This is a genomic window from Floricoccus tropicus, assembly GCF_001832905.1.
Lineage (GTDB): Bacteria > Bacillota > Bacilli > Lactobacillales > Streptococcaceae > Floricoccus > Floricoccus tropicus.
This window is the reverse complement of sequence record NZ_MKIR01000024.1, coordinates 257,104-281,852: the sequence shown is the minus strand read 5'-3', so window position 1 is coordinate 281,852 and position 24,749 is coordinate 257,104. Positions and strand designations below refer to the sequence as shown.

The 24,749-nt window shown below is 33.9% G+C and carries 23 protein-coding genes; 8 read left to right on the top strand and 15 right to left on the bottom strand.

The features are described 5' to 3' along the window. The first annotated feature begins 111 nt into the window (after positions 1–111). The 6 genes from glgB to BG261_RS09315 all read left to right on the top strand — a co-directional run bounded on the left by glgB (position 112) and on the right by BG261_RS09315 (position 8,750). Entirely contained in the window at positions 112–1,986 is a 1,875-nt protein-coding gene (gene glgB / locus BG261_RS09340; protein ID WP_070793136.1) for a 1,4-alpha-glucan branching protein GlgB, read from the top strand. Between the two features lie 26 nt (positions 1,987–2,012). Then, positions 2,013–3,155 carry a glucose-1-phosphate adenylyltransferase gene (locus BG261_RS09335; RefSeq protein ID WP_070793135.1) on the top strand — a complete coding sequence of 381 codons (1,143 nt, stop codon included), beginning with the start codon at positions 2,013–2,015 and terminating at the stop codon, positions 3,153–3,155. Further along, the gene (glgD, locus tag BG261_RS09330; protein WP_070793051.1) at positions 3,145–4,287 is read left to right on the top strand and encodes a glucose-1-phosphate adenylyltransferase subunit GlgD; all 1,143 of its coding nucleotides are present in this window, start codon (positions 3,145–3,147) and stop codon (positions 4,285–4,287) included. The genes BG261_RS09335 and glgD overlap by 11 nt, the downstream gene beginning before the upstream one ends. Further along, entirely contained in the window at positions 4,284–5,717 is a 1,434-nt protein-coding gene (gene glgA, locus BG261_RS09325) for a glycogen synthase GlgA (RefSeq protein ID WP_070793050.1), read from the top strand. Before glgD ends, glgA begins: the two co-directional genes overlap by 4 nt. A 14-nt stretch (positions 5,718–5,731) precedes the next feature. Continuing rightward, a complete protein-coding gene (locus BG261_RS09320; RefSeq protein WP_070793049.1) occupies positions 5,732–8,128 on the top strand; it encodes a glycogen/starch/alpha-glucan phosphorylase in 2,397 nt (798 codons plus the stop codon). A gap of 97 nt (positions 8,129–8,225) precedes the next feature. Beyond that, entirely contained in the window at positions 8,226–8,750 is a 525-nt protein-coding gene (locus BG261_RS09315; RefSeq protein ID WP_070793048.1) for a GNAT family N-acetyltransferase, read from the top strand. A gap of 26 nt (positions 8,751–8,776) precedes the next feature. On the opposite strand, the gene BG261_RS09310 is transcribed toward BG261_RS09315, so the two are convergent. The 7 genes from BG261_RS09310 to BG261_RS09280 form a co-directional block, all read right to left on the bottom strand. Continuing rightward, positions 8,777–9,352: a DNA-3-methyladenine glycosylase I gene (locus BG261_RS09310; protein ID WP_070793047.1), complete on the bottom strand. Its 576-nt coding sequence runs from the start codon at positions 9,350–9,352 to the stop codon at positions 8,777–8,779. Between the two features lie 8 nt (positions 9,353–9,360). Further along, the gene (locus tag BG261_RS09305; protein ID WP_070793046.1) at positions 9,361–10,317 is read right to left on the bottom strand and encodes a 3'-5' exoribonuclease YhaM family protein; all 957 of its coding nucleotides are present in this window, start codon (positions 10,315–10,317) and stop codon (positions 9,361–9,363) included. After that, positions 10,314–12,506 (bottom strand): ATP-binding protein, encoded by a 2,193-nt coding sequence (locus BG261_RS09300; RefSeq protein WP_070793045.1) that lies wholly within the window; start codon positions 12,504–12,506, stop codon positions 10,314–10,316. The genes BG261_RS09305 and BG261_RS09300 overlap by 4 nt, the downstream gene beginning before the upstream one ends. Beyond that, positions 12,496–13,632, bottom strand: a complete 1,137-nt coding sequence (locus BG261_RS09295; protein WP_070793044.1) for a metallophosphoesterase — start codon at positions 13,630–13,632, stop codon at positions 12,496–12,498. Before BG261_RS09295 ends, BG261_RS09300 begins: the two co-directional genes overlap by 11 nt. A 45-nt stretch (positions 13,633–13,677) precedes the next feature. Then, positions 13,678–14,334, bottom strand: coding sequence for a ribulose-phosphate 3-epimerase (gene rpe, locus BG261_RS09290; RefSeq protein ID WP_070793043.1), 657 nt, complete (start codon positions 14,332–14,334; stop codon positions 13,678–13,680). Positions 14,335–14,337: 3 nt separating this feature from the next. Beyond that, positions 14,338–15,219 carry a ribosome small subunit-dependent GTPase A gene (rsgA, locus tag BG261_RS09285; RefSeq protein ID WP_070793134.1) on the bottom strand — a complete coding sequence of 294 codons (882 nt, stop codon included), beginning with the start codon at positions 15,217–15,219 and terminating at the stop codon, positions 14,338–14,340. A gap of 390 nt (positions 15,220–15,609) precedes the next feature. After that, on the bottom strand, positions 15,610–15,891 hold the full coding sequence (locus BG261_RS09280; RefSeq protein ID WP_070793042.1) for a helix-turn-helix domain-containing protein: 282 nt from the start codon (positions 15,889–15,891) through the stop codon (positions 15,610–15,612). A 214-nt stretch (positions 15,892–16,105) separates the two neighbouring features. On the opposite strand from BG261_RS09280, the gene BG261_RS09275 reads away from it, so the two are divergent. Further along, positions 16,106–16,294: a hypothetical protein gene (locus tag BG261_RS09275; protein ID WP_070793041.1), complete on the top strand. Its 189-nt coding sequence runs from the start codon at positions 16,106–16,108 to the stop codon at positions 16,292–16,294. A gap of 216 nt (positions 16,295–16,510) precedes the next feature. Here the strand turns inward: BG261_RS09275 and rsmA are convergent, their stop codons facing one another. The 6 genes from rsmA to recA all read right to left on the bottom strand — a co-directional run bounded on the left by rsmA (position 16,511) and on the right by recA (position 21,215). Continuing rightward, on the bottom strand, positions 16,511–17,395 hold the full coding sequence (rsmA, locus tag BG261_RS09270) for a 16S rRNA (adenine(1518)-N(6)/adenine(1519)-N(6))-dimethyltransferase RsmA (RefSeq protein WP_070793040.1): 885 nt from the start codon (positions 17,393–17,395) through the stop codon (positions 16,511–16,513). Then, positions 17,392–17,964 carry a ribonuclease M5 gene (gene rnmV, locus BG261_RS09265; protein WP_099098653.1) on the bottom strand — a complete coding sequence of 191 codons (573 nt, stop codon included), beginning with the start codon at positions 17,962–17,964 and terminating at the stop codon, positions 17,392–17,394. The genes rsmA and rnmV overlap by 4 nt, the downstream gene beginning before the upstream one ends. Next, a complete protein-coding gene (locus BG261_RS09260; protein WP_070793039.1) occupies positions 17,957–18,565 on the bottom strand; it encodes an NUDIX hydrolase in 609 nt (202 codons plus the stop codon). The genes rnmV and BG261_RS09260 overlap by 8 nt, the downstream gene beginning before the upstream one ends. Then, positions 18,566–19,339 (bottom strand): TatD family hydrolase, encoded by a 774-nt coding sequence (locus tag BG261_RS09255; protein ID WP_070793038.1) that lies wholly within the window; start codon positions 19,337–19,339, stop codon positions 18,566–18,568. 210 nt (positions 19,340–19,549) lie between these two features. Next, positions 19,550–19,948, bottom strand: coding sequence for a transcriptional regulator Spx (gene spx, locus BG261_RS09250; RefSeq protein ID WP_070793037.1), 399 nt, complete (start codon positions 19,946–19,948; stop codon positions 19,550–19,552). Positions 19,949–20,051: 103 nt separating this feature from the next. Further along, positions 20,052–21,215 (bottom strand): recombinase RecA, encoded by a 1,164-nt coding sequence (gene recA / locus BG261_RS09245; RefSeq protein ID WP_070793036.1) that lies wholly within the window; start codon positions 21,213–21,215, stop codon positions 20,052–20,054. A gap of 262 nt (positions 21,216–21,477) precedes the next feature. Between recA and BG261_RS09240 the strand changes: the two genes are divergently transcribed. Beyond that, positions 21,478–23,475, top strand: a complete 1,998-nt coding sequence (locus tag BG261_RS09240) for an ABC transporter ATP-binding protein/permease (protein ID WP_070793035.1) — start codon at positions 21,478–21,480, stop codon at positions 23,473–23,475. A 151-nt stretch (positions 23,476–23,626) separates the two neighbouring features. Here the strand turns inward: BG261_RS09240 and rpsD are convergent, their stop codons facing one another. Next, positions 23,627–24,238 (bottom strand): 30S ribosomal protein S4, encoded by a 612-nt coding sequence (gene rpsD / locus BG261_RS09235; protein ID WP_070793034.1) that lies wholly within the window; start codon positions 24,236–24,238, stop codon positions 23,627–23,629. A gap of 192 nt (positions 24,239–24,430) precedes the next feature. Continuing rightward, the gene (locus tag BG261_RS09230; RefSeq protein WP_070793033.1) at positions 24,431–24,748 is read right to left on the bottom strand and encodes a Veg family protein; all 318 of its coding nucleotides are present in this window, start codon (positions 24,746–24,748) and stop codon (positions 24,431–24,433) included. Position 24,749 lies beyond the last annotated feature (1 nt).

Genomic DNA, 24,749 nt, shown 5'->3' with positions numbered 1-24,749 from the left:
TGTTTTTTTAAAAAAACATTGATTACAACACAATAAAAGTGTATACTAATAGTAAAAAGTAAACGTTTTCATAAAATATGTGAATATATTACTTTGGAAGGGAGAACTACTCTGAATAAGCAATCGGAAAGTTTCACAACAGGTGAAAACTTTAAGGCACAAGATTACTTTGGTCATCATAAAACAAAGAATGGACATACATTCCGAGTGTGGGCTCCAAATGCCCAAAATGTTGATTTGGTTGGTGATTTCACCAACTGGGCTGAAAATCCTATACCTATGACTAAAATTGATAGCCAAGTATGGGAAATCACAACTGAATTGCCTAATATTGGTGATTTATACAAATTTCAAATCACTCGTAGTAACGGCGAAATCATTATGAAAATTGATCCGTTTTCTATAGGTTTAGAAAAAAGACCAGGCACTGCTTCCGTTATTTATGATATTCCAGAAAAAAAATGGAAGGATGACAAGTGGATTAATAGGAGAAATAAAACCAATTATTTTAAAGAACCTATTAATATTTATGAAGTACATCCATATAGTTGGAACAATCATGACGATGGTACGCCTTATACTTTTAAAGAATTAAAAGAAACTCTTATTCCTTACTTAATTGAAATGAACTATACGCATGTAGAATTCATGCCGCTTATGGCCCACCCTTTAGGTATGTCTTGGGGATACCAACTAATAGGATACTTTGCTTTAGAAAATACCTATGGAAGACCAGAAGAATTAAGAGATTTTGTTGAAGAATGTCATCTAAATAATATTGGGGTTATTGTAGACTGGGTTCCTGGACACTTCTGCATTAACGATGATAGTTTGGCATACTACGACGGAACGCCTACATTTGAATATTACAACGAAACTAGAGCAAACAACTATCGCTGGGGAGCCTTAAACTTCGATTTAGGTAAACCACAAGTGCAATCATTCTTAATTTCTTCTGCTCTATTTTGGTTAGAATATTATCATATTGATGGGATACGTGTGGATGCTGTGAGTAATATGGTTTACCTTGATTATGATGAAGGTCCATGGGAACCAAATCATGAGGGAACAAATATTAACTTTGAAGGGTACCACTTCCTAAGAAAGCTTAATGCTGTTGTAAAAGAAAAGCACCCCAATGTTTTGATGATAGCTGAAGATTCTGAGACAAAAATTAAAGTAACAGGTCCTATTTCAGAAAACACTCTAGGTTTTGACTATAAATGGAATATGGGTTGGATGAATGATATTTTAAGATTTTATGAAATGGATCCGATATTCCGTAAATATAATTATGGATTGCTAACCTTTAGTTTTATGTATGCTATGAGCGAGAATTTCATTTTACCTTTCTCACATGATGAAGTTGTACACGGTAAAAAGAGTATGATGCATAAAATGTGGGGAAATCGTGAACAACAATTCTCAGGTCTTAGAAACCTATATGCATATCAAATGTGCCATCCTGGGAAAAAATTATTGTTCATGGGTAGTGAATTTGGGCAATTTCTAGAATGGAAATACGATCAAGGTTTAGAGTGGGATAGTTTAAATGACGATCTTAATCATAAAATGCAGCACTATTCTAAAACCTTAAATGAGTTTTATAAAGGGCATAGTCCTCTATGGGCAATTGATCATGATTACTCTGGTATCGAAATTATTGATGCTGATAATAGCGATCAAAGTATCCTTTCTTTCCTCCGTAAAGACGAGGAAAATTATATATTGTGTGTCTTCAATATGACACCAGTTGAGCGCGTTAATTTCACTGTTGGAGTTCCCGATGCTGGTCTTTATACTGAAATCTTTAACTCAGAGCTTAAAGAATTTGGTGGAAATCTTGATAAATTAAATCAAGATACCAAAACCAGAGAAGGTGACTGGAAACATTATAAAAATACATTGTCATTCACACTACCACCACTAGGTGCTTCACTTTGGAAATTGAAAATTAAGGATAAAAAGAAGAAAGGTAAATCTTAGTATAACTAAGAAAAATGGTAATGCAAATGAGTAAAGATATGCTCGCATTGATTTTAGCCGGGGGACAAGGAACTAGACTTGGTAAATTAACTCAATCTATAGCTAAACCTGCTGTTCCGTTTGGTGGGCGCTACCGTATTATTGATTTCGCACTCTCAAACTGTGCAAATTCTGGAATTAAAAACGTTGGAGTAATAACTCAATATCAACCTTTAGCACTAAATGAACATATAGGAAATGGCTCGGCATGGGGACTTGATGGAATTAATTCAGGTGTCTCAATTCTTCAACCATACAGTGCAACTGAAGGAAATAAATGGTTTGAAGGAACTAGTCATGCTATCTATCAAAATATGGATTATATTGACCACATTAATCCTGAATATGTGCTAATCCTCTCAGGAGATCATATTTATAAGATGGATTATGATGAAATGCTAAATTCTCATAAAGATAACTTAGCAAGTCTTACTGTTGCCGTAATTGATGTGCCTCTTAAAGAAGCAAGCCGTTTTGGCATTATGAATACCGATTCTTCAAATAGAATCGTAGAATTCGATGAAAAACCAGAACATCCAAAATCAACCAAAGCATCTATGGGAATCTACATCTTCAATTGGAAAGAGCTTCGAGAAACTCTTATAAATGGAGCAAAAAATGGAGTTGATATGAGCGACTTTGGACAAAATGTCATTCCTGCTTTCCTTGATTCTGGTGAAAGAGTTTATGCCTATGAATTTGAAGGATATTGGAAAGACGTAGGTACAATTGATTCCCTTCATGAAGCGAATATGGAATACATCTCTCCTAACAATGAATTGGATTCAAGAAATCGTCAATGGAAAATTTACTCAAAAAATGAAATTGCTCCACCAAATTTCATCACTTCAAAAGCATCTGTTAAAGACTCACTTGTAGTCGATGGCTGCGTTGTTTCAGGAAAAGTTACTCATTCAATATTATCAACAAATGTACAAGTTAAAGAAGGCGCAATCGTAGAAGATTCATTTATAATGCCAGGAGCTATTATCAATGAAAATGCCGTAATTAAACGAGCTATTATAGGTTCTAATGCTGTAATTGGAGCAGATACAGAGATTATTGGTGAAGAAGAAATTCAAGTTATTGGATATAAAGAAGTCGTAGGAGTACCAAAAGATGAAGATTGATAAATATTGTGCAATTTTAGGAAACGCTGTTGGTTATCATGAAATGGAAGAATTAACAGCTAATCGTCCCCTAGCTACACTACCCTTTGATGGAAAATATAGATTAATTGACTTTCAATTATCTAATCTCATTAATGCTGATATTCGTAATGTATATGCCATCTTCCATGAAGATAAGGTTAACAGTGTACTTGACCACATCAGAAATGGTCGTGAGTGGGGATTAAATAGTTTGCTTAGTCATCTTTTCATCGGTTTCTATAATAAAGATTTTAACGATGTTTATGCAGATGATGATTACTATGACAAACTACTCACGTATTTAAAGAGAACTGGCAGTGATTATACTATCTTCTCAACTTGTGATATTCTTTGTAACATTAACCTCGCACAAGTAATCCATGTCCACACAGCAAACAAAAGAAAAATGACTGTTGTTTATAAGAGAATGGCTAATGATAAATTATCTGCAGCTAACCAAATTTTAGAAATTGACGATACAGATACTGTAGTTGGTGCTTCTCAGTTTGATCCAAATAAGCATACAGGTAGTGATGCTACTATGTCAGCTGGGACATATGTAGTAAGTACCGACTGGTTAATTGAGTTAATGGAACAAGAACAGGCTAAAGCAGAGCCTCGTAAGCTTCGTTATCTTTTAAGTAATCAAGTTGCCGAAACTGACGCACTAGCTTATGAATATACTGGCTATCTTGCTAATATTCACGATGTGAAGACTTATTATGATGCTAACATGGATATGCTTGATCCTCATAAATTCAATTCTCTTCTTTTCGGAAGCCAGAAAGTTTATACAAAAGTTAAAAACGAGGAAGCAACTTACTATTCAGAAAATTCTCGTGTTGAAAACTCACAATTTGCATCTGGTTCTATTATTAACGGAAGTGTTCTTCACTCAATTGTTTCTAGAAATTGTTTAGTTGATGACGGATCAGTAGTAAAAGATTCAATTCTCTTCCCTAAAGTTAAAATTGGAAAAAATGTCAATATTGAGTATGCAATTATTGATAAGAGCGCAGAAATTGCTGATAATGTTACTATCAAAGGTACACCTGAAAAACCTGTTATTATTGGAAAATCAGATAAGATTACAGAGGATGTTAAAGGATGAAAATATTATTAGTTGGGGCAGAAGCTGCCCCTTTTATAAAAACTGGTGGTCTTGGAGATGTTCTAGGCGCATTACCTAAAAGTCTCAATAAAAAAAAGGATGTTGACGCCAGAGTTATATTACCTTATTACAAGGGGATACCTCAACAATTTAAGGATCAAGCTGAAGATCTATTCTACACATATGTTGATGTTGGCTGGAGACACATGTATGCTGGTGTAAAACATATATACTTTGAAAACGTACACTTCTACTTCATTGACAACGAATACTACTTCAATCGTGATGGGGTCTATGGTTTCTACGATGATGGAGAAAGATTTGCCTTCTTCCAACAAGCAGTTCTTGAAATTCTTCCACAGCTTGAATTTATTCCAGATGTTATTCACGTAAATGATTATCATACAGCAATGATTCCCGTTCTTCTAAGGGAAAAATATGCTTGGATTGATGGCTATCCATATATAAATACATTACTAACTATTCATAACATTGAGTTTCAAGGGCAGTACGACCCAGCTACTCTAGGTGAGCTTTTCAACCTAAGCATGGATAAATATAATGATGGAACTTTCCAACAAGACGGCTGCTTCAATTGGCTTAAATCAGGTTTGATTTACGCTAATAAAATTACAACTGTTTCTCCAACATATGCTAAAGAAATTCAAACACCAGAATTTGGCAAGGGCCTTGATTCAATTCTGCGTGCCCAAAATAGTAAACTTTCTGGAATTGTTAATGGAATTGATACTGAGATTTTCGATCCTGCAAAAGATGAATTTCTATTTAAAAATTATTCCTTAAAAACAGTTAAAGATAAAACTATCAATAAATTAGAACTTCAAAAGCAAGTTGGACTACCTGTCCGTGAAGATGTAATGCTCGTTGGTATTGTCAGTCGACTCACTTATCAAAAAGGTTTCCATTTAGTCTTAGAACAAATGAAAGAAATCTTGAATTGGGATATTCAATTTGTCATTTTAGGAACAGGATACAAAGAATTTGAAGAAGGTTTCTCTTGGTTTACAGAAAATTATCCTGATAAAGTCGCTACAATTATCAACTTTAATCTAGAACTTGCACAAAGAATATATGGTGGAAGTGATTTATTCTTAATGCCTAGTGCATTTGAGCCATGTGGTCTATCACAAATGATGGCTATGCGTTATGGAAATTTGCCACTTGTACATGAAGTTGGTGGCCTCAAAGATACAGTAAGCCCTTACAACCCACTAACTGGTGAAGGGACAGGATTTGGTTTCAAGAGTTTTGATAGCTATTGGCTAAAAGACGTACTCGCTTCTGCAAATTTATTGTATAATAGAGACCAAGAGGCTTGGAAGAAACTTCAAAAAAATGCAATGGAACAAGACTTCTCTTGGGACACTGCGAGCCTTGAGTATTTAAATTTATATTGGGAACTAAATTAAAACAAAGGAGTAACATGGAACTTACAAAAGAACAGTTTATCAGAGATTTCAAAGATCAATTACATAGAGATTTTATTGTTAAGATCAATGAATCTACTGATGAGGAACGCTTTTTAGCACTTGCACATTTAATTAAGAAGTATATTTCGACACCTTGGCTTGAAAGAAGACATGATTTAATTGAAGAAGACGTAAAAACAGCTTACTACTTCTCAATCGAGTTTTTACCAGGTCGTATGCTTGAAACTAATTTACTAAATCTTGGAATACTTGATTTAGTTGAAGATGCTTTCAAGGATGTTGACGTAGACTTTTCAGATGTAGTAAATGCTGAAAAAGATATGGCTTTGGGTAATGGTGGACTAGGGCGTCTTGCCGCTGCCTTCATGGATTCACTTGCTACAATTGGGGCACCAGGTTTTGGTAATGGTATTCGCTATAAATACGGTTTATTTAAACAAAAGATTGTTGATGGCTACCAAATTGAACTTCCTGACGCTTGGCTTGGAACTGACGGAAATGTCTGGGAAACAAAAAAACCACACTCTGCAGTAGAAGTTAAAATTTATGGTAAAGTATACCTTTATCCAAATGGAGAAGGAAATTTCGAACCTTTCTATGAAGATCCTACAATTTTACGTGCTGTACCTTATGATATTGCACAAATTGGTTTCCAAAATGGTGTAGTGAATAACCTTCGTTTATGGGATGTAGAAATTCCTGAATCAGAAGAAGATAAATACCGTACTATTGAAGATCGTCGTAAAATAGAAGATATTACAAATATCCTTTATCCAGATGATTCATCTTATGAAGGAAAATCTCTTCGTCTAGTTCAAGAATATTTCATGGTTTCTGCAGGACTTCAAACTATCATCAAGAACTATCTTAAAACTGGTAAAGATTTAAAAGATATCCATGAATTAGTTGCAGTACATATCAATGATACTCACCCTGCATTAGCTGTGCCAGAATTCATGCGTATTCTAATGGATGATCATGGTGTTGTCTGGGAAGATGCCTGGAATTCTACAGTTAAAGTTATGAGTTATACAAATCACACTATATTAGCTGAAGCGCTTGAAAAGTGGGATTGTAATCTATTTAAAGAAATACTTCCTCGTATCTATCAAATCGTTAACGAAATCGATAGTCGTTATGTTGAAGAAGTTTCAGGAAAATTCCCTGGTAAGATCATTGAAAATACAAGAATTATTCGTAATGAAAAAATTCATATGGCTAACCTTTCAATCATCGGTGGTCATTCAGTAAACGGTGTTGCTAAACTTCATACCGACCTACTTATTTCTGATGTACTTAATGACTTCTATCAAATTTATCCAGAAAAATTCAATAACAAGACAAATGGAATTATCGTACGCCGTTGGTCACAAATCTCTAATCCACTCATGTCGGCTGAAATCGATAAGCTAATCGGTAAAGAATGGCGCTCTGATATTCACCAACTTAAAAACTTAGAAAAATTCATCACTGATGAGAAAGTACTAAATGAATTTTACGAAGTTAAAAAAGAAAATAAGAAAAAACTTGCTGCATACGTTAAAGAAACTCAAGGTATTGAACTTAATCCTGACGCTATCTTTGATGTCCAAGTTAAAAGACTTCATGCCTATAAACGTCAATTATTAAATCTTTTACACATCATTAAACTATATTGGGATATTAAAGATAATCTTGATATTGATATGGTTCCACGAGTATTTATCTTCGGTGCGAAAGCCGCTCCTGGATATCGCTTTGCAAAATCTGTAATTAAACTAATTAATGAAGTTGCTAACTTGGTCAATAATGATGAAAGCCTTCAAGATAAACTGAAAGTTGTTTTCCTACCTAACTATAATGTAACTCTTGCAGAGTTAATTATTCCAGCCTCAGATGTTTCTGAACAAATATCTACAGCAGGTAAGGAAGCTAGTGGTACTTCAAACATGAAATTCATGATGAATGGTGCTATTACTCTTGCAACTCTTGATGGAGCAAATATTGAAATTAAAGATGCTGTCGGTGATGATAACATCGTAATCTTTGGTATGAATACTGATGAAGTTTATGATCATTATGAAAAACATGACTATAATGCGCGTAAACTGTTTGAGGAAAATCCAACTATTAATCGTGTTGTTAAAACATTTATAGATGGTACAATTCCAAACTCACAATCTGAAGGGCAAGAAATTTATGATGCATTAATCCGTCACAATGATGAATACTTCTTATTAGAAGATTTTGAATCATATGTTAATGCTCAAAAATATATCAATGATATCTATCAAGATAAAATTAGATGGTCTCAAATGGCTCTAAACAATATTGCAAATTCTGGCAGATTTAGTGCTGATGATACTATTAGACTTTATGCGGAAGAAATCTGGAATATTAAACACAACTAAAAATTTTAAAATCAAAAATGATATGGGCATAGTAACCTAAAACACGAAAATTAATCCACTAGATAACCTAGTGGATTTTTAGGCAATAGGATAAATTATGATAAAAATTATTAGAATAAATAATGAAAATAAAGAAAGTCTTCAGCTACCCAACGAAGATTTTCATATATTTGGCAAGCTGATTCCAACATTTAAAGATGAGACATGGTCTTACCAAGAAGAAATTTTCGAAAAATCTTTGGTCATGAAATTCCCAGATGAAAATTATTCTTTAGAAAATATTGATAATAAAGGTTTTGCCCTGGCAGCCTTTAATGATGAAAAATGTATAGGACTCGCCATTTTTGAAGATACTTGGAATAAATTTATGTATTTAATGGACTTAAAAGTAAATAAAGAATATCGTAAACAAGGTATTGCTTCCTTACTAATCACATCTGCTATAGGAGAAATTAAAAATAGAGGATATAAAGGAATAAATACTATTGGACAAGATAATAACCTGGTAGCATGTCGCTTCTACCTTAATAACGGTTTTAAAATTGGTGGAATAGATAATATGAGCTATAAATTTACTCAACAAGAAGGAAAAACTGATATTTACTTCTACCTAGAATTCTAAAAAAATAAAAATGATTAAGCACACACTTAATCATTTTTATTTTTATTCAATTCTTCTTTTCTAAAGCAAGTTTCTTCATGATCTTCAATAATACCTACTGCCTGTAAAAAGGCGTAAATTATGGTTGTACCTACGAATTTAAAACCACGTCTCTTCAAATCCTTTGATATTCTATCTGATAATTCATTATTAGCTAAGAAACCATCCACATGTGGATAACGTATTATTGGTTTATTATCTACAAATCCCCAAAGATATGAATCAAAGGAACTAAACTCTTCTTGAATTTCAGAAATACGATTGGCATTATTAATTATTGCATCAACTTTCAAACGATTACGTACAATCCCTGCATCAGAAAGTAATTCTTGACGTTTTAGATCATCATACTTAGCAACTTTTTTATAATCAAAGTTATCAAATGCAAGATAAAAATTTTCAGTCTTATTAAGAATAGTCTGCCAAGATAAACCTGCTTGCATTAAATCAAGCGAAAGCTTTGCAAAAAGTGCTTGATCATCATGGACTGGAACTCCCCAAACCTTATCATGGTATTCAATCATATTCTCAGTTTCCCCAGCCCACGCACATCTCTTCTTCATATGATTAACTAGTCTTTCTTTTTATCAAAGTTTGGACGATAAAAATTTCTATTATCAAGTGCAAAAATGCGAGGTGTCATTTCTCCTGGCCCTACTTGATTTAATGCTGTCATCATCATCATCATACTAGCATCTAAGTTATCAATCATATGAATAATCTCAGCTTCCATAATATGCGGACGAACAGGACTACCATATTCAAGTTGACCATGATGGCTTAGTAAAACATGACGTAATAAAATCACATCTTCATCATTTTCATCAATACCAAGCTCAGCTACTGCTTTTGATACTTCCTCATCAATCAAAACAATATGACCAATCAGATTACCAGCAAGCGTATATGAAGTATTTACTGGCCCACTTAACTCAATTGTTTTAGCCATGTCATGGAGTAAAATACCAGCATACATTAAGCTTGCATTTAATCTTGGATAAACTTCAGTAATTCTTTCAGCAAGTTGTACCATTGTCACTGTATGGAAGGCAAGTCCAGTTTCAAATGCATGATGATTAACTTTCGCAGCCGGAAATTGGAAAAATTCTTTATCATATTTTTTAAATATATGACGAACAATCCTATTCCAAATACCATTTTCAATCTTAAAGATAACCTTTTGCACATATTCCCTTAACTCATCTGCAGAAACTGGTGGTTTTTCTTTAAAATCTGCTGGATTATTAGGTTCAGTATTTTCAGGTAAACGTAAGAAAATTTGATTTACTTGAGGCATACCATTATAAAGCTCCTTAACAGCACGCATGTAAACAACTTTTCCTGCAGTAAATTCTTCAACATTATGGGCTTGAGCATCCCATAAATTTCCAGAAATTGTACCAGTTCTGTCTTGGAAAGTCATTGCAATATAATCCTTACCAGCACGAGTTTTTCTAACTTCTGCTGATTTTATTAAATAAAAACCCTCGAAACGATCTCCTACAGCTAAATCTTTTAATTGACTCATAGTCTTATTACTTCCTTTTCTTTTTCTTCTCTATCAAATGCCCCGTCACTAGTAAAAATAATGACTTGGTCTTCTCTTGCAATATCCCTTAGAATACTCAACAAATTACCTCTTCGATCCTTATCATACCTTAAAGAGCTATCATCCAAGAAAATAGGGAAATTCAAATTCTTGGCTTTAATGAACGCTAACCTGACTGCTAGCTGTAGTTGGTCTCTTGTTCCAGTAGACAAATCAAGTAATCTAAGACTTACCCCGTCAGTATTAGTAAGCATTAATAAATCATTATCTAAATCAATCTGGTTCCAGTAGCCGTCCGTCAAAAATGATAAATATTCCTCAGCGGCCTTCAAAATATCAGGTAGGCTATGAGTCGAAAGACTGGCAGTAGCTTTCTTGATAAGATCAATTTGAGTAGCCTTTATCATATATTCTTTGATTATTTCAGAAAGTTCCGTTCGACCCAGCTCCAAATTCATTTGCAATTCTTCCAAGCTGTCATCACTTTTCTTCTGTTCAATTCTAACAGAAATTATACTATTATCATCAATCAAAGAATTAAGCTTTTCATTAAGGACAGCTATTTGACTTTCAATCTCTTCAACCTGTATTGCAAGTTCATCAAAATTAATTTCCACATCTTCTGATAAATCAAAAATCCTAGATAAGGCATTATATTGTCTTTTTTGATAATCAATTTTTTGTTCAGTTGACTGCCAAATCCTAATCATATTTGGAACATTATCCACATGTGGATATTTGAAAAGTAAATCATCTAAATTTGCATACAGTTGGGATAAATCATCTTCGTTTTCTAAATTATCATAACGCTCAAAAGATAAATAGAGGTTTTGAAGCTCTGTTTCTATTGATTTAATAATCTGATATTGCCCCCTCACATCATTAGGTAGCTGATACCACTCACGAAAATATGAAGTAAGATTAAAGAAATCATTCAAAGCATTAGTATCCGCTATATCCTGTGTATTGCTAGATGTTTTTGAGTAAATGTAAATGATAACTGCAGTAATGACTTCCAATGCAAGGGCAAGATAAGCATATATGCGATATTCATCTGATAGCATTATTAAACTTGAAGCAGTTAAAATAATCACAGCGAGTAAGAAAAATTTCCATGAATTATTCCTTTTGTAACTAACTTGATTAACATATTTTTCTTCTTCCAATGCTTGTTGATAAACATCATATATTTGATTTAATACTGCTCTAGTATCTTCTTCTAATAAAAAGTTATTTCTTGGCTTATCAAGTAACTGAAGTTGCTCAATATTAGAATCAACTTTTTTTTCTAAATATGAAATTTCTGATTGTAATGAATTAAAAATTTCATACTGAGCTAAGAGATCATCATATTCTGCTTGGTCTGGAATTGGTTCAGCCTGCTCAAGTTCAGATGATAAATCTAAATATTGATAATAATTCTCTTCATAATTAAGCTTATGCTCTAAGTCTTGTCTATCTTTTTCTAATTGATTTATCAATGAACGAATACGTGTAATCTCTGTGGCACGTTCTTCACTTTCCTTAATCAAGGGAGCAAGTTCAATTTCTTCTACTTCTTTATCAGCTATCTTCCTTTTAATCTCTTCAAGTGAAGCTAACTGGATGTTTAAAGGCTTAGACATTGCCTTAGGACTAGTATAAATACTATTTTTTTCTTTGATTAGGTGCTGCTCCTTATCATATAAAGCAACAGTACCAGTCGTTAAAGCCATTCTCCACTGAGCATCTAAGCTCTCAGCATCGTAATCTTTTTCTCGATTTATTTGTAAGTTTTCTTGAGTTATAGAGTAAATCTGGTTAAATAGATTTACTGACATAGGACTTATTAACTCAAGCCATTCATCCTCAGATATTTCAGCACCACTAGAATACCATGCCTTAAAAGTAGGAGTGCCAGATTTTTTCGTTTTTATACGTTCAAGCCAAATCTCTTCCCCATCAAGCTCTAATAAAAGTTTTCCACCATAAATTTTACTATTCTGTGGATAGAAGTCTCGGTTAGATTTAGTCCTGTTTTCAAAACCAAAAATCATATATTTGATGAAGGCTAAAAGTGTTGATTTACCTGCCTCATTATTTCCTAAGACAACCGTAAACTGAGAAAAATCATAATTTTGATTAACTAGTTTTCCGAATCCTTCGATTTCAATTCGCTTAATTTTCATGAGAACCTCCTTGGAAACTGAAGTTTTCATCTATAAAATTTGATAAATCTGACTCTAACTCATCTAAAAAATCCTCAGAAATAATCTTTTGAATTTCAATATTTCTTGGTAAATTTTCTACTATCCTATAAAAGTCAAGATGAGAAAGGGCATCTAAAGGTAAATCAATTTTTTCATGTTTTGAGGTTGATTCTTCTAATGGTAATAATCTTGTTTTAACTACCACTTTACCCTCAGCTCGTAAACTATCCACAAGTTCTCCACTTGTTAGTACTTCTTTCAATTGTTCCTCAATATCTTGATAATTTGAAAAGTATAAGCTATAAAAATTACTTTCATCTTCAAGGTGCTGACGAATTTCAAACATAACTTGACTAAGTGTGGATAAACCAGATAAGTCTATTATTTCATTTTTCCAATGAGTTGGGGATAAGTCTACTAACTCCAACTTCATACCTGTATCTGTTAGTTCAACAAGAGCTACCTGACTAGTAATTTCTTTACGATTTCTACCGATTGGAGTGCCTGGATAAATAATATTATCAGCTAGACTAGACTGCAGATGTATATGACCCAAAGCCCAGTAATCATAGTTTTTGGTATTTAGGTCAGTTATAGTTGTTGGTGCATATGAACTACCACCAACTTCTCCATGAAAGATTCCAATATGATAATCAACTGAATAATCTCGTTTGGGATATTCCTTAATCTTATTTTGATTAATATGAGGTCCAAGATAAGAAAAAGCTGATACTGCAATCTTCTCTCCATTACCTGTTTCAAAATACTTAGTTTCAATATCTTGACTGTAAAAGACTTGAACATTCTTTGGGAAATCAAACCAGTATATATTTTGGCGATAATAATCATGATTACCAAAGATTAAGAAGACTGTAATCCCAGCCGCTTCTAACTTTTTCAGCTCCTGAATGAAATAATTTTGCATTTTAATACTAGGCTTAGATTGATGAAAATTATCGCCTGCAAGTACAAGAAAATCTACTGACTCTTCAATGGAAAAATCAGTAATCTCTTCTAATATTTTATATGGTTTATAGGCTACTTTTTGTTTCAAGCCTTCAAATTCTCTATCTAAATGCAAATCTGCAACATGCAAAAACTTCATAATAACTTTCTAAATATAGTTCTTAAAACTATATACGGTATTTACTTAAAGTTCTACCGCTAATGATGATTTTAATTTTTCTATTCTTTCAGCAACATCTCCACTGAAGACATAGCTTCCTGCGACAAAGACATTTGCTCCAGCATTACGACATGCCTTAATAGTCTTATCGTCGACTCCACCATCAACTTCAATATCATAAGAATACTTCTTAGCACTTTTTATGGCACTTAATTCTGCTACTTTATCTAAACATTCTGGTATGAATTTTTGACCACCAAAGCCTGGGTTAACTGTCATTACCAATACTTGGTCAACCATAGAAAGTACTGGTTTGATAGCATCCACAGGAGTTCCTGGGTTGATAACAACACTTGCCTTCATTCCAGCATTCTTAATTTTCTGCAAAGCTCCATGAATGTGACTTGTTGCCTCAACATGAATTGACATGATATCTGCTCCAGCTTCAGCGAATTCGTCAACATATTTTTCAGGGTTTTCTACCATCAAATGACAGTCTAGAACTAATTTGCTCGATTTTCTAATAGCCTTAACAACACCTGCTCCGAAAGTCAAATTGTCAACAAAGTGTCCATCCATTATATCAATATGAATGTATTCAGCTCCTGATTCTTCAATTACTTTTGCGTCACGGGCAAAATGGCCAAAATCGGCACTTAAGATAGATGGTGCAATTTTCATGTTTTAACCTTTCTTACTTCTATTTTTAGCATATGTTTCTCGCTTGTTTTGAACCTCTGACAACAGTTGCAGATAATCTTGGTAACGACTATCTAGGATATCCCCGTCTTCGACCGCAAGTTTAACAGCGCATCCCGGCTCGTGTGTATGAGTGCATTCCCTAAACTTACAGTCATGACTATAGTGAAGGATATCAATGAAAGCCTCATTTAAGTCTGGTGCATCCTTTACTTCGTAATCAATAGAAGAGAACCCTGGTGTATCAGCAATCCATCCTCCTGCGATAGGGAAAAGTTCAACATGACGAGTCGTATGGCGACCACGCCCAAGCTTGTCAGAAATTTCTTGTGTTTCGATGGTAAGACCTGGCGCAATCTTGTTTAAAAGAGTTGACTTCCCAGCTCCTGTTTGTCCCATAAAGACCGTTACCTTGTCCTTAAAATGTTCAAGTAAATCTTCTGGCTTGAAGAAAATATCATAGCCAATTTTTTTATAGTCTTTTTGAACTTGCTCAAAGTATGATGTATCTTCCAGTAAATCAAGCTTACTGATGTAAATAAGCGGTTTGATGTATTTGTGCTCTAAAAGAACCAAAAATCTATCTAAAAGGTTCAGAGAAAAATCAGGCTCTACTGCACTCATTACAACCACGGCTTGGTCAATGTTAGCAATCGGTGGGCGAACAAGGAAATTTTTTCTTTCCTCAATGCTCAAAATATAACCTTCGCTATCTTCATCAGCTGTGTATTCAGCAAAATCACCCACAACAGGTTTGATATCACGTTTTCTAAAATTTCCACGCGCGCGTGTTCTTTCAATCTCACCTTGGTTTTCAATGTAGTAAAAACCAGCAAGTGATTTAATAATTCTTCCTTTTTTATTCATATCTATATTATACACGATTATGGGCTATCATTCATTAATGATGAAAGAAAAAAGCCACAGAATAGTGGCTGTAGCTTGAAGTGTTAATAACAAATTTGACATGGTGTTAAATTTTGCGACTGTGCATATTCTAAAGTTGTCGGTGAAAAACTACCTCTACCATGCGGATGAGAATGATATCTACCCCCAGTAGGTGTTATATAAACGGTTGCTGAGTTATTAGTATCAACAAGTGCTTGTGGTGCTTGAGCTTCTTGTTCTTGGGCTGCCTGCTTATCTGCTTCTGCCTGAGCTTTTTTATCTGCTTCAGCTTGTGCTTTTTCTTTTGCAACTTTATCTGCTACTTCTTTTTCTCGTTTGGTATACTTTTCTTTAACATCTGAAATTTTTTCAGTGTAATTTTCCTTCGAAGTTTAATACATTCTTTCTTCTTGTTGGACTCAGTTTTAAATAATTATGTTGAATTTCAAAAGTTTCGCTATCCCTCATGATAAATTCTTTTGTAACTCCATAGATTTCAATTAATTTATTTAAGTTTTTTGAGTTTGGAACAGTTACTCCACGCTCCCAGTTTACATAAGATTGCCTTGAAATCCCTAATTTATCAGCAATCTCACGGGGCAATAACTTCTTACTTTCTCTTAGTTCTCTTAAATTTTCTTTTAAAGCCATTCCACATCTCTTTGCAGTTTGTTAACTGCTATAAGTTTACCTTTTTTAAAGTTAGACATCAATACAAAAACATAATCACAGATTGATGTTTCATCTTTAGTCTTTGCTTCCCTATTACAAAAAAGAATTCATATAAATTTTTTATTAAACTATGTAATTTGAAAAAAAAGTATTATACTATATATAAAACTTTTTAAAAATAAGGGGTATCTTTATGAAGACTTATACTTGTCAAGAATGCGGTTCTGAATTTGCTAAAGATCAATTAGACAGTGATTATTTCGCTGATAAAGAATATATTTGTATTTCTTGCATTGATTTTTTAATGGAATGTGGTCGTGATGCAGTATATCCTGATCATATATACGATTCTTTTTCTGACTGGGATGAAAGGGGTCATTAGAATAAAGTATTGAATAGAGGTTGACCCAAAAAGAGTTTTGCGGAAATTTATAAATAAATTCGAAGAACAGAAGAACAATAGTCGATACTTTATTGGAATTCATAAGAAAAACACGAATTATATAAGAACATTTAGCAGATGTTTCAAATATAGTTCGTGTTTGTTTTTTTGTAAAATTTGTCCAGAGGACTTTTGAGTCAGCCTCTTTTAGTTATTCTATACTTCTTCAGCCATATTTCTATGAAGTGCTTCAGCAAGTTTTGCAAATTCTGGAATTGAAAGAGCTTCTCCACGGATTGTTGGAGAGATTTCTGCTTCTTCAAGTGCTTTTGTTAATTTAACTTTCGTTTCATCTGCCTTACCAAATTGTGCTAAGAGATTATTCCACAACGTTTTTCTACGGTGAAGGAATGCCATTTTACTCATTTTGAAGAAGAAATCTTCATCACTAACTTCAACAAGTGGTTGATCACGTCTTACCATCTTAAGAATTGCACTATCTACATTTGGTGCTGGAACAAATACAGTACGAGGTACAATAAATGCTACTGATGCATCCATAAAATATTGAACAGCAATTGAAAGACTTCCATATGATTTAGTATTTGGTTCAGCACTAATTCTATCTGCTACTTCTTTTTGCATCATAACTACAAATTCAGCGAATGGAATCTTACTTTCAATCAAATGCATAAGAATCGGAGTTGTAATGTAGTATGGAAGATTTGCTACTACCTTAATTGGCAGATCAGGATTTTTGAATTTTTTAATCTGAGTTTGTAGGTCTGTCTTCAATATATCTTCATTCACAACCTGTACATTGTCATAATCAGCTAATGTTTCATCCAAAATTGGAATTAGACGGTCATCTATTTCAAATGCCATAACTTCAGCAGCATTTCTTGCTAAAAACTCTGTTAATGCCCCAATACCAGGACCAATTTCAATTACGTTAACTTGATCAGATAAGTCAGCAGTTGCTGTAATCTTTTCTAGAATGTTGGGATCAGTTAGGAAGTTTTGTCCCAAACTTTTTTTGAAAGAGAAACCATGACGCTCTAAAATAGCTCTGGTATTGTGATAGTCTGCAATGTTACTCATTTATAATTCTCCATAATATTTCTTACTTCTTCTTCAGTTATAGCAAAAAGTGCTAATCTCTTAGGCAGTTGTTTAGCATTAACATAGCCAATCCTCAATTTTTCGCCAAGATACTCTCTACGTTTTTTTCCATCACTTGACATAATTAAGCCAAGTTCACTCAAAACATTAGTTGGTATCTGTGGAAATTCTAAATTGCCTTGTCTGGCATCTTTGAGGGCTTCTTTTAAATCCTCATAACTTGCATGCTCAACACCCAAAGACTGACCTTTAGTTTTTGATTTAGGTCTTGCTTCATCTTGCTTTAAAAATGCTTGCTTTACATTTGGAATCGCTTGAACAATACGTTTTCTAATCTTTTCACCTGAAAAATCTGGGTCAGTAAAGATAATTACTCCTCGAAGTTCTTCCAACATTTCTATTTTTTCAATATCTTCTTCTGTTAAAGCAGAACCTTTAGTCTCAAAAGTATCAACTTCAAAAAATTGTTTAAGACGACTTGTATCATCCTTACCTTCAACTACTATAACTTCAGATATCTTTATTTTTTCTTTATTTTCTTCAATCAATTAATATATCACCACTCTTATACAAATCAAAACAGATTTTCAATTGCTCTTTGGTATTACGCAAATTAGATAGCTTAGGCAATTCTTCCATAGAGAAGTATCCAAATTCATCTGTTTCACTGTTTTCCTTAAAATCAAAGGACAATTCATCCACCAAAAAAATTGCCTTATAGTACTGAGTCAACTGAGGATTATACTTGTTAGTATCAAAAATTGCTAGTAAACGATTAATAGACCCAGACATTCCAGCTTCTTCAGATAGTTCCTTCAATACATTTTTCTCCAAAGAGGTACCGACCTCAGCATAGCCTCCTGGGAGCGCCCACTCGCCACCACGCATATCTTTTACAAGGAGTATTTTATCATCTTTGACGACGAAAGCTCGCACATCAACAGACGGTGTAGGGTATTTACCCAAAGGTTTCTTAAGCTCATCAAGTTCAGAGCTATCTATTAATTCAAGATTTTCAAGCAGGTCAGATGTAACTTCCTTGAGTTCTCCGTATCTTTCTAAATCAAAAACATCTTTTCCGTAGTGAAGTCCTGCATCTGCGATAGCATTAAGCCGCTGCAAGTCATAGAGCATTTTCCTCTTATCCATCTACTTTTTCTCCAGTCCAAAAAGTTTATGAGCATTTTCTTGAGTTTGTTTGGCTACTTCCTCATAAGTCATTCCACGTAGATCAGCGATTTTCTCCACGACGTACTTTGTGTAGGCTGAATGATTTTGTTTACCGCGATAGGGCATAGGAGCAAGATAAGGAGCATCAGTTTCAACTAGGATTTTATCTAGCGGAAGTTTTTGAGCTGCTTCTTGAAGTTCAATCGTTTTCTTAAAAGTAACGACTCCGGAAAAAGAAATATGCATTCCAAGATCCATGAACTTTTTTGCTTCCTCATAATTTCCTGAAAAACTGTGCATTATACCACCACGAGGACCGACACCTTCTGACTTAATGATTTCATAGGTATCTTCAAGAGCATCACGAGTATGGACAATAAAAGGTAGGTCAACTTCTTTTGATAATGCAATCTGACGCCTAAAAACTGCTTCTTGTACTTCTTTAGGTGAAGTCATCCAGTGATAATCAAGACCAATTTCTCCCCAACCGATAACTTTAGGATTAGACATATTTTTTAGCAGATAATCTTCTACTTCTTGATTATAATCCCCTGCCTCTGTCGGATGCCAACCAATTATACTATATAGATTTTCATATTTATCAGATAAGGCTATTGATTGCTCAATTGTTGGATAGTCAAATCCGACAATTGCCATTTCAGTAACATTATGTTCTTTAGCTAAGGCAAGCTCTTCTTCTTCAATTCCTGCAAAGTCTTCTACATTCAAGTGTGTATGTGTATCAAAAATCATTATAAGTACCTCTTTATCAAAATCAATGCTCTATTCAAGCCATAATTAATTCAATTATAACACAATTATGAGGCTTACCCTATTTGCTTGATAATAAAGCTCCCTAAACTTTTTAAGTATTTATAAAATAGGCTTGATAAACATTATAGTGAAAACAAAAAAAGGGCATTTTCATGCACCTTTTCCATGTTTCTTTTCAATTACGGATTTTTAGATAACACTCTTTAAACGAGCATCTCTGTTCTCAATCGTGCGTACAGCCCTTGGTAAAAAAGTACGAATTTCTTCTTCGTTGTATCCAATATTTAATCTTCGGTCATCTTTAATAATCGGTCGACGCAATATCTGTGGATTCTCTGAAATAATTCTTACCATTTCACTAAAGCTCAATTCTTCAAAATCAACATTTAACTGTTTAACAAAACGATTACGTGTTGAAATCACTCCATAAACGCCATCTTCAGTCATTGCTAAAATACTTATTACTTCAGTTTCTGTCAAAGGACTACTTATCATATTTCTTTCATTGTAAGAAATTTGATGTCTTGAAAACCAGTCTTTAGCCTTTTTACAACTAGTGCATGATGGTGCAGTATAAATTGTAAGCATAGAACACCCTCCTCTCGAAAAGGAACTACTATCATGTGGTAATTATACCACTTGGTACCTTGATTACAAGGTTTTATTTAAAAGATAGTTTTAAATTTTTCTATTACTCTTCAATTTCAATTCCATCTTCAAGTTCTAATTCGATATTCTCAGTCTCCGTATTTTTTGTATCATTTTTTGTAGATTCATCAGTTGAAGACTCGATTTTTTCAGATTCATCAGCTGCAATTAAGCCATAATAAACTCGAACAGCAGTGTCAATTTCATCAAATACTTCTGGATGTTCTTTTAGATAAAGTTTTGCTTTTTCTGAACCTTGACCGATTCTTTCACCCTTATATGAGTACCAAGCACCAGATTTTTGAACGATATCAAGATCTGAAGCAATTTTTAGAAGTTCTCCAGTTTGTGAGATACCCTCCCCATACATGATTTCAACTTCTGCTACCTTAAATGGTGGTGCAACTTTATTTTTTACAACTTTAATCTTAGTTTCTTTACCAACATTTTGGTCTTTATCTTCACCAGTACCCTTGATTTGTGTGTTTCCACGAACATCTAAACGAACAGATGCGTAGAATTTAAGTGCACGTCCACCAGGTGTTGTTTCTGGGTTACCAAACATAACTCCAACTTTTTCACGAAGTTGATTAATAAAGATAGCAATTGTTTTTGTTTTATTGATACTCGCTGAAAGCTTACGCATAGCTTGGCTCATCATACGGGCTTGCAAACCAACGTGGCTATCACCGATATCTCCGTCAATTTCAGCACGAGGTACAAGAGCAGCTACTGAGTCGATTACTACTAAATCAATGGCACCACTATCAATTAGTTTACCAGCTATTTCAAGACCTTGTTCTCCACTATCTGGTTGTGATAGTAGAAGTTCGTCAATATTTACACCTAGAGCTTGAGCATAAGCTGGATCTAATGCATGTTCAGCATCAATAAAGGCTGCAATTCCACCTTCTTTTTGAGCTTGAGCAACAGCATGAAGAGCTACTGTTGTCTTACCTGATGACTCAGGTCCATAGATTTCGATGATTCTTCCCTTAGGATAACCACCAGCCCCAAGAGCTAGATCAAGAGCTAAGCTACCTGAGCTCATAACTTGTACTTTTTGTTCAGCCTTATCCCCAAGACGCATCAAAGCACCTTTACCGAAATCTTTCTCGATGATTTTCATAGCATCATTTAATGCTTTTTCTCTTTCTTCACCGTATTTTTTAGTTATTTCTTCTGTTTTTTTCTTTACTTTTGCCAATATTTGTCTCCATTTCTTATTGTTCGAAGTCTACTCAATTATAACATTTTTGCTCTTATTTTGATAGAATACAGTTTTCATTCCGTATTTATGTTTTTATCACCTAATCTATAAATATATACGAAAAAATAACTTTATTTTTTATTATTTTTCTTACTATTTTTACAAAATAGGGCTTAGGTCTTAGGTGATTTTTATCAAAAAGTATATAATTAACAAGGTATTAATTAATGAATTATGTAAATTTTATAAAGGAGAAGATATGCCAATATTAGAATTAAAAAACATTCGCAAATCATACTATCTTGGCAAAGAAGAGTTTCCCGTCTTAAAGGGGTTAAATCTTTCTTTTGAGCGTGGTGAATTTGCAAGTATCCTAGGTGAATCTGGTGGTGGTAAATCTACCTTGATGAACATCATTGGTGGACTTGATAAAGAGTTTGAAGGTGAAGTCATAGTAAACAATGAAGACCAACGTTCAAAAACAGAAAAAGCTATGGATGATTACCGCCGAAGTACAGTTGGTTTTATCTTCCAAAGTTTTAATCTCGTAAATTACTTATCAGTTCTAGATAACGTACTTTTGAGTCTTAAAATGACTGACTTGAATCACAGTCAACAGGTTAAAAAAGCTGAAGAATTATTGAAACAAGTTGGACTTTTTGAACACCGAAAGAAGAACCCAAATCAACTCTCTGGAGGACAAAAACAACGTGTTGCAATTGCCAGAGCATTAGCAAATGATCCTGAAATCATTATCGCAGATGAACCGACTGGAGCACTTGATAGTCAAAACACAAAAGAAGTCCTTAAAATTTTGAGTGATATTGCTAAAAGTGGTAAGACTGTAATCGTTGTAACTCACTCGCAAGAGGTTGCTGACTATGGTACTCGAATTATTAGACTTGCTGATGGACAAATTACTAGTGACGAGAAATTAAGAGACCCATATACTGCCGTTCAAGCTAAGCCAGCATTTAAAAACAAGGCTATGAGTTTTTCAAGCTCACTTGGAATGGCTTGGAAACATTTCCTTTACAATTGGAAACAAAATCTCTTAATCGCGCTCGGTACAGGGATTGGTCTATTTTCGGTAATGGTGTTCTTAGGTCTCGGTAATGGTGTTAGTCAATTTGCCAACAAGCAGGTGAGCGACCAACTAAATCCCAATTATCCAATGGTCATGCGTCGTGTCACTAAAGATGATAAGACACCTAATGAACTTGCCATGCAAGAAAGTCAACAGTCTTTATATTCTGGAGACGAAAATAGCTTATTTGATGATCAATTGATCGATAAGATTAAAAAAGTTGATCATGTAAAATCAGTTACTGAATCTTATAATATCAATCCTGTAGCACCTGGTAAAATGACTGTGGGTAACTATAGCGAAAACTTCCAATCAATAACTTCTTGGGGTTCAAATCAACAAGTAAGTGCCATAAAAGCTGGTAAAGTACCTAAAGCTGGTGAGATTCTTATAAGCAAACAAACAGCACTCAAATATGACAATGATAACTTTAAATCTATAGTTGGTAAAAAAGTTAAATTGTCATACACTATAATGTCGAGTGATGCCAAGAAAGCAATAAATATTGAAAAAGAATATACAGTTTCAGGTATTGCAGATGTAATGACTCAATCAGGTACAATTTTCATGGATCAAAGTGAGTTGAAACAAACACTTAAAGATAATGGAGCACAAACTAAAACTGGTATTGTCATTGCTGAAATTGATGATTCAAAAAATGTTGATCAAGCATTAAAAGATATCCAAAATATCAAAAATAATGGTAAAAAAGCATTCGTTACTGCTGGTTCTGGAGATATTCTTAAAACTATAAACAGTTACCTTGATATTATCAAATATGTTCTTGCAGCAATTGCTGGTATCTCATTAATCGTTTCAATATTTATGATTGTTGTAACTACCTATATGAGTGTAACTGAGCGTACTAAAGAAATCGGTATTCTAAGAGCTATGGGTAGTCGTAAAAAAGATATCCGTCGTTTATTCACAGGGGAAAGCTTAATGCTTGGTATATTTGCAGCAATCATTGCAATTGCCGGTGCATTAGCAGGACAAACCTTATTAAACAAAGCTCTTTATAGTTTAGCTAAATTTAATTTAGTCCAAATAACTTCTGGAGCAGTTATATTTGCAATCGTAGTCGGTATAGTCATCGCACTTGTAGCAAGTATTGCTCCATCAAGCCGTGCAAGCAAAATGAATATGATTGAAGCCTTAGCATCAGAATGACCTTTGGACTTAAACATTTTAACTCTCAGATCAACAATTATAATTTAACAAAAAGGAAGCCATAAAATGACTTCCTTTTTCTAATATCAAGATAGAATTGATACAAAAAAAGCCATTCCAAGAATGACTTTTCATATTTATTATGTAAATCTTAAAGTTGTTTGTTGTAGAATTCTACGACAAGTGCTTCGTTGATTTCTGGGTTGATTTCATCACGTTCTGGTAAACGTTCTAAAGTTCCAGTTAATTTGTCAGCATCGAATGATACGAATGCTGGACGTCCAAGAGTAGCTTCAACAGCTTCAAGGATTGCAGGTACTTTTTGAGATTTTTCACGAACGCTGATAACATCACCTGGTTGTACGCGGTATGATGGGATATCAACACGTTTACCGTTAACAAGGATATGACCATGGTTTACGAATTGACGTGCTTGTGGACGTGTAGTTGCAAGACCTAGACGGTATACAACATTATCAAGACGTTGTTCAAGAAGAACCATGAAGTTAAAACCAAGAGTTCCTTCTTTAACTTTGCTTGCTTGTACGAATAGGTTACGGAATTGACGTTCAGTTAATCCGTAAGAAAAACGTAGTTTTTGTTTTTCAGCTAATTGTAAACCGTACTCTGAAAGTTTGCTACGGTTGTTTGGTCCATGTTGACCAGGTACATAGTTACGACGTGCGATTTCTTTACCAGTTCCTGAAAGAGATACACCTAAACGGCGAGAAAGTTTCCAAGATGGTCCTGTATAACGTGACATGTATGTCATCCTCCAAATTTTTATTTAGTCATATTGACTATTAATTATTAGAAGAAACAATGTTTTAGTAATCCCAGGTTCGTGCAATACATTTTCACCTTTACAGCTTTGGTTACTTTATTAACCAAATGTATTGTTGACGAGTTCCTTGACTACTTGCTGCACTATTTCAACTTTACTAGTTTATCAAATTTATTCTTCTTCGTCAACTATTTCTACTACATCAATCTCATCAACCTCTTCAATTGGATCTGGTTGATCAGCATAATGAATTAAAATGTTTTCAGTAAGAATATCAGAGTAGCTATAACTTGCTCTTTCTTTAGGTTTTCTATCTTGATCGTAGACAATGATAAATAAAGAATCATAGACTTCACTTAAAGTACCTTCACGTCTATTTTCTCTCTTACGTCCATATTGGCTAGTAATCCCTACTACTTGACCCTCATGATTTCTGACGTCTTCCTTGATTTTCTTCATTTTTTCTACATCTTCAAATGCTTGTGACATA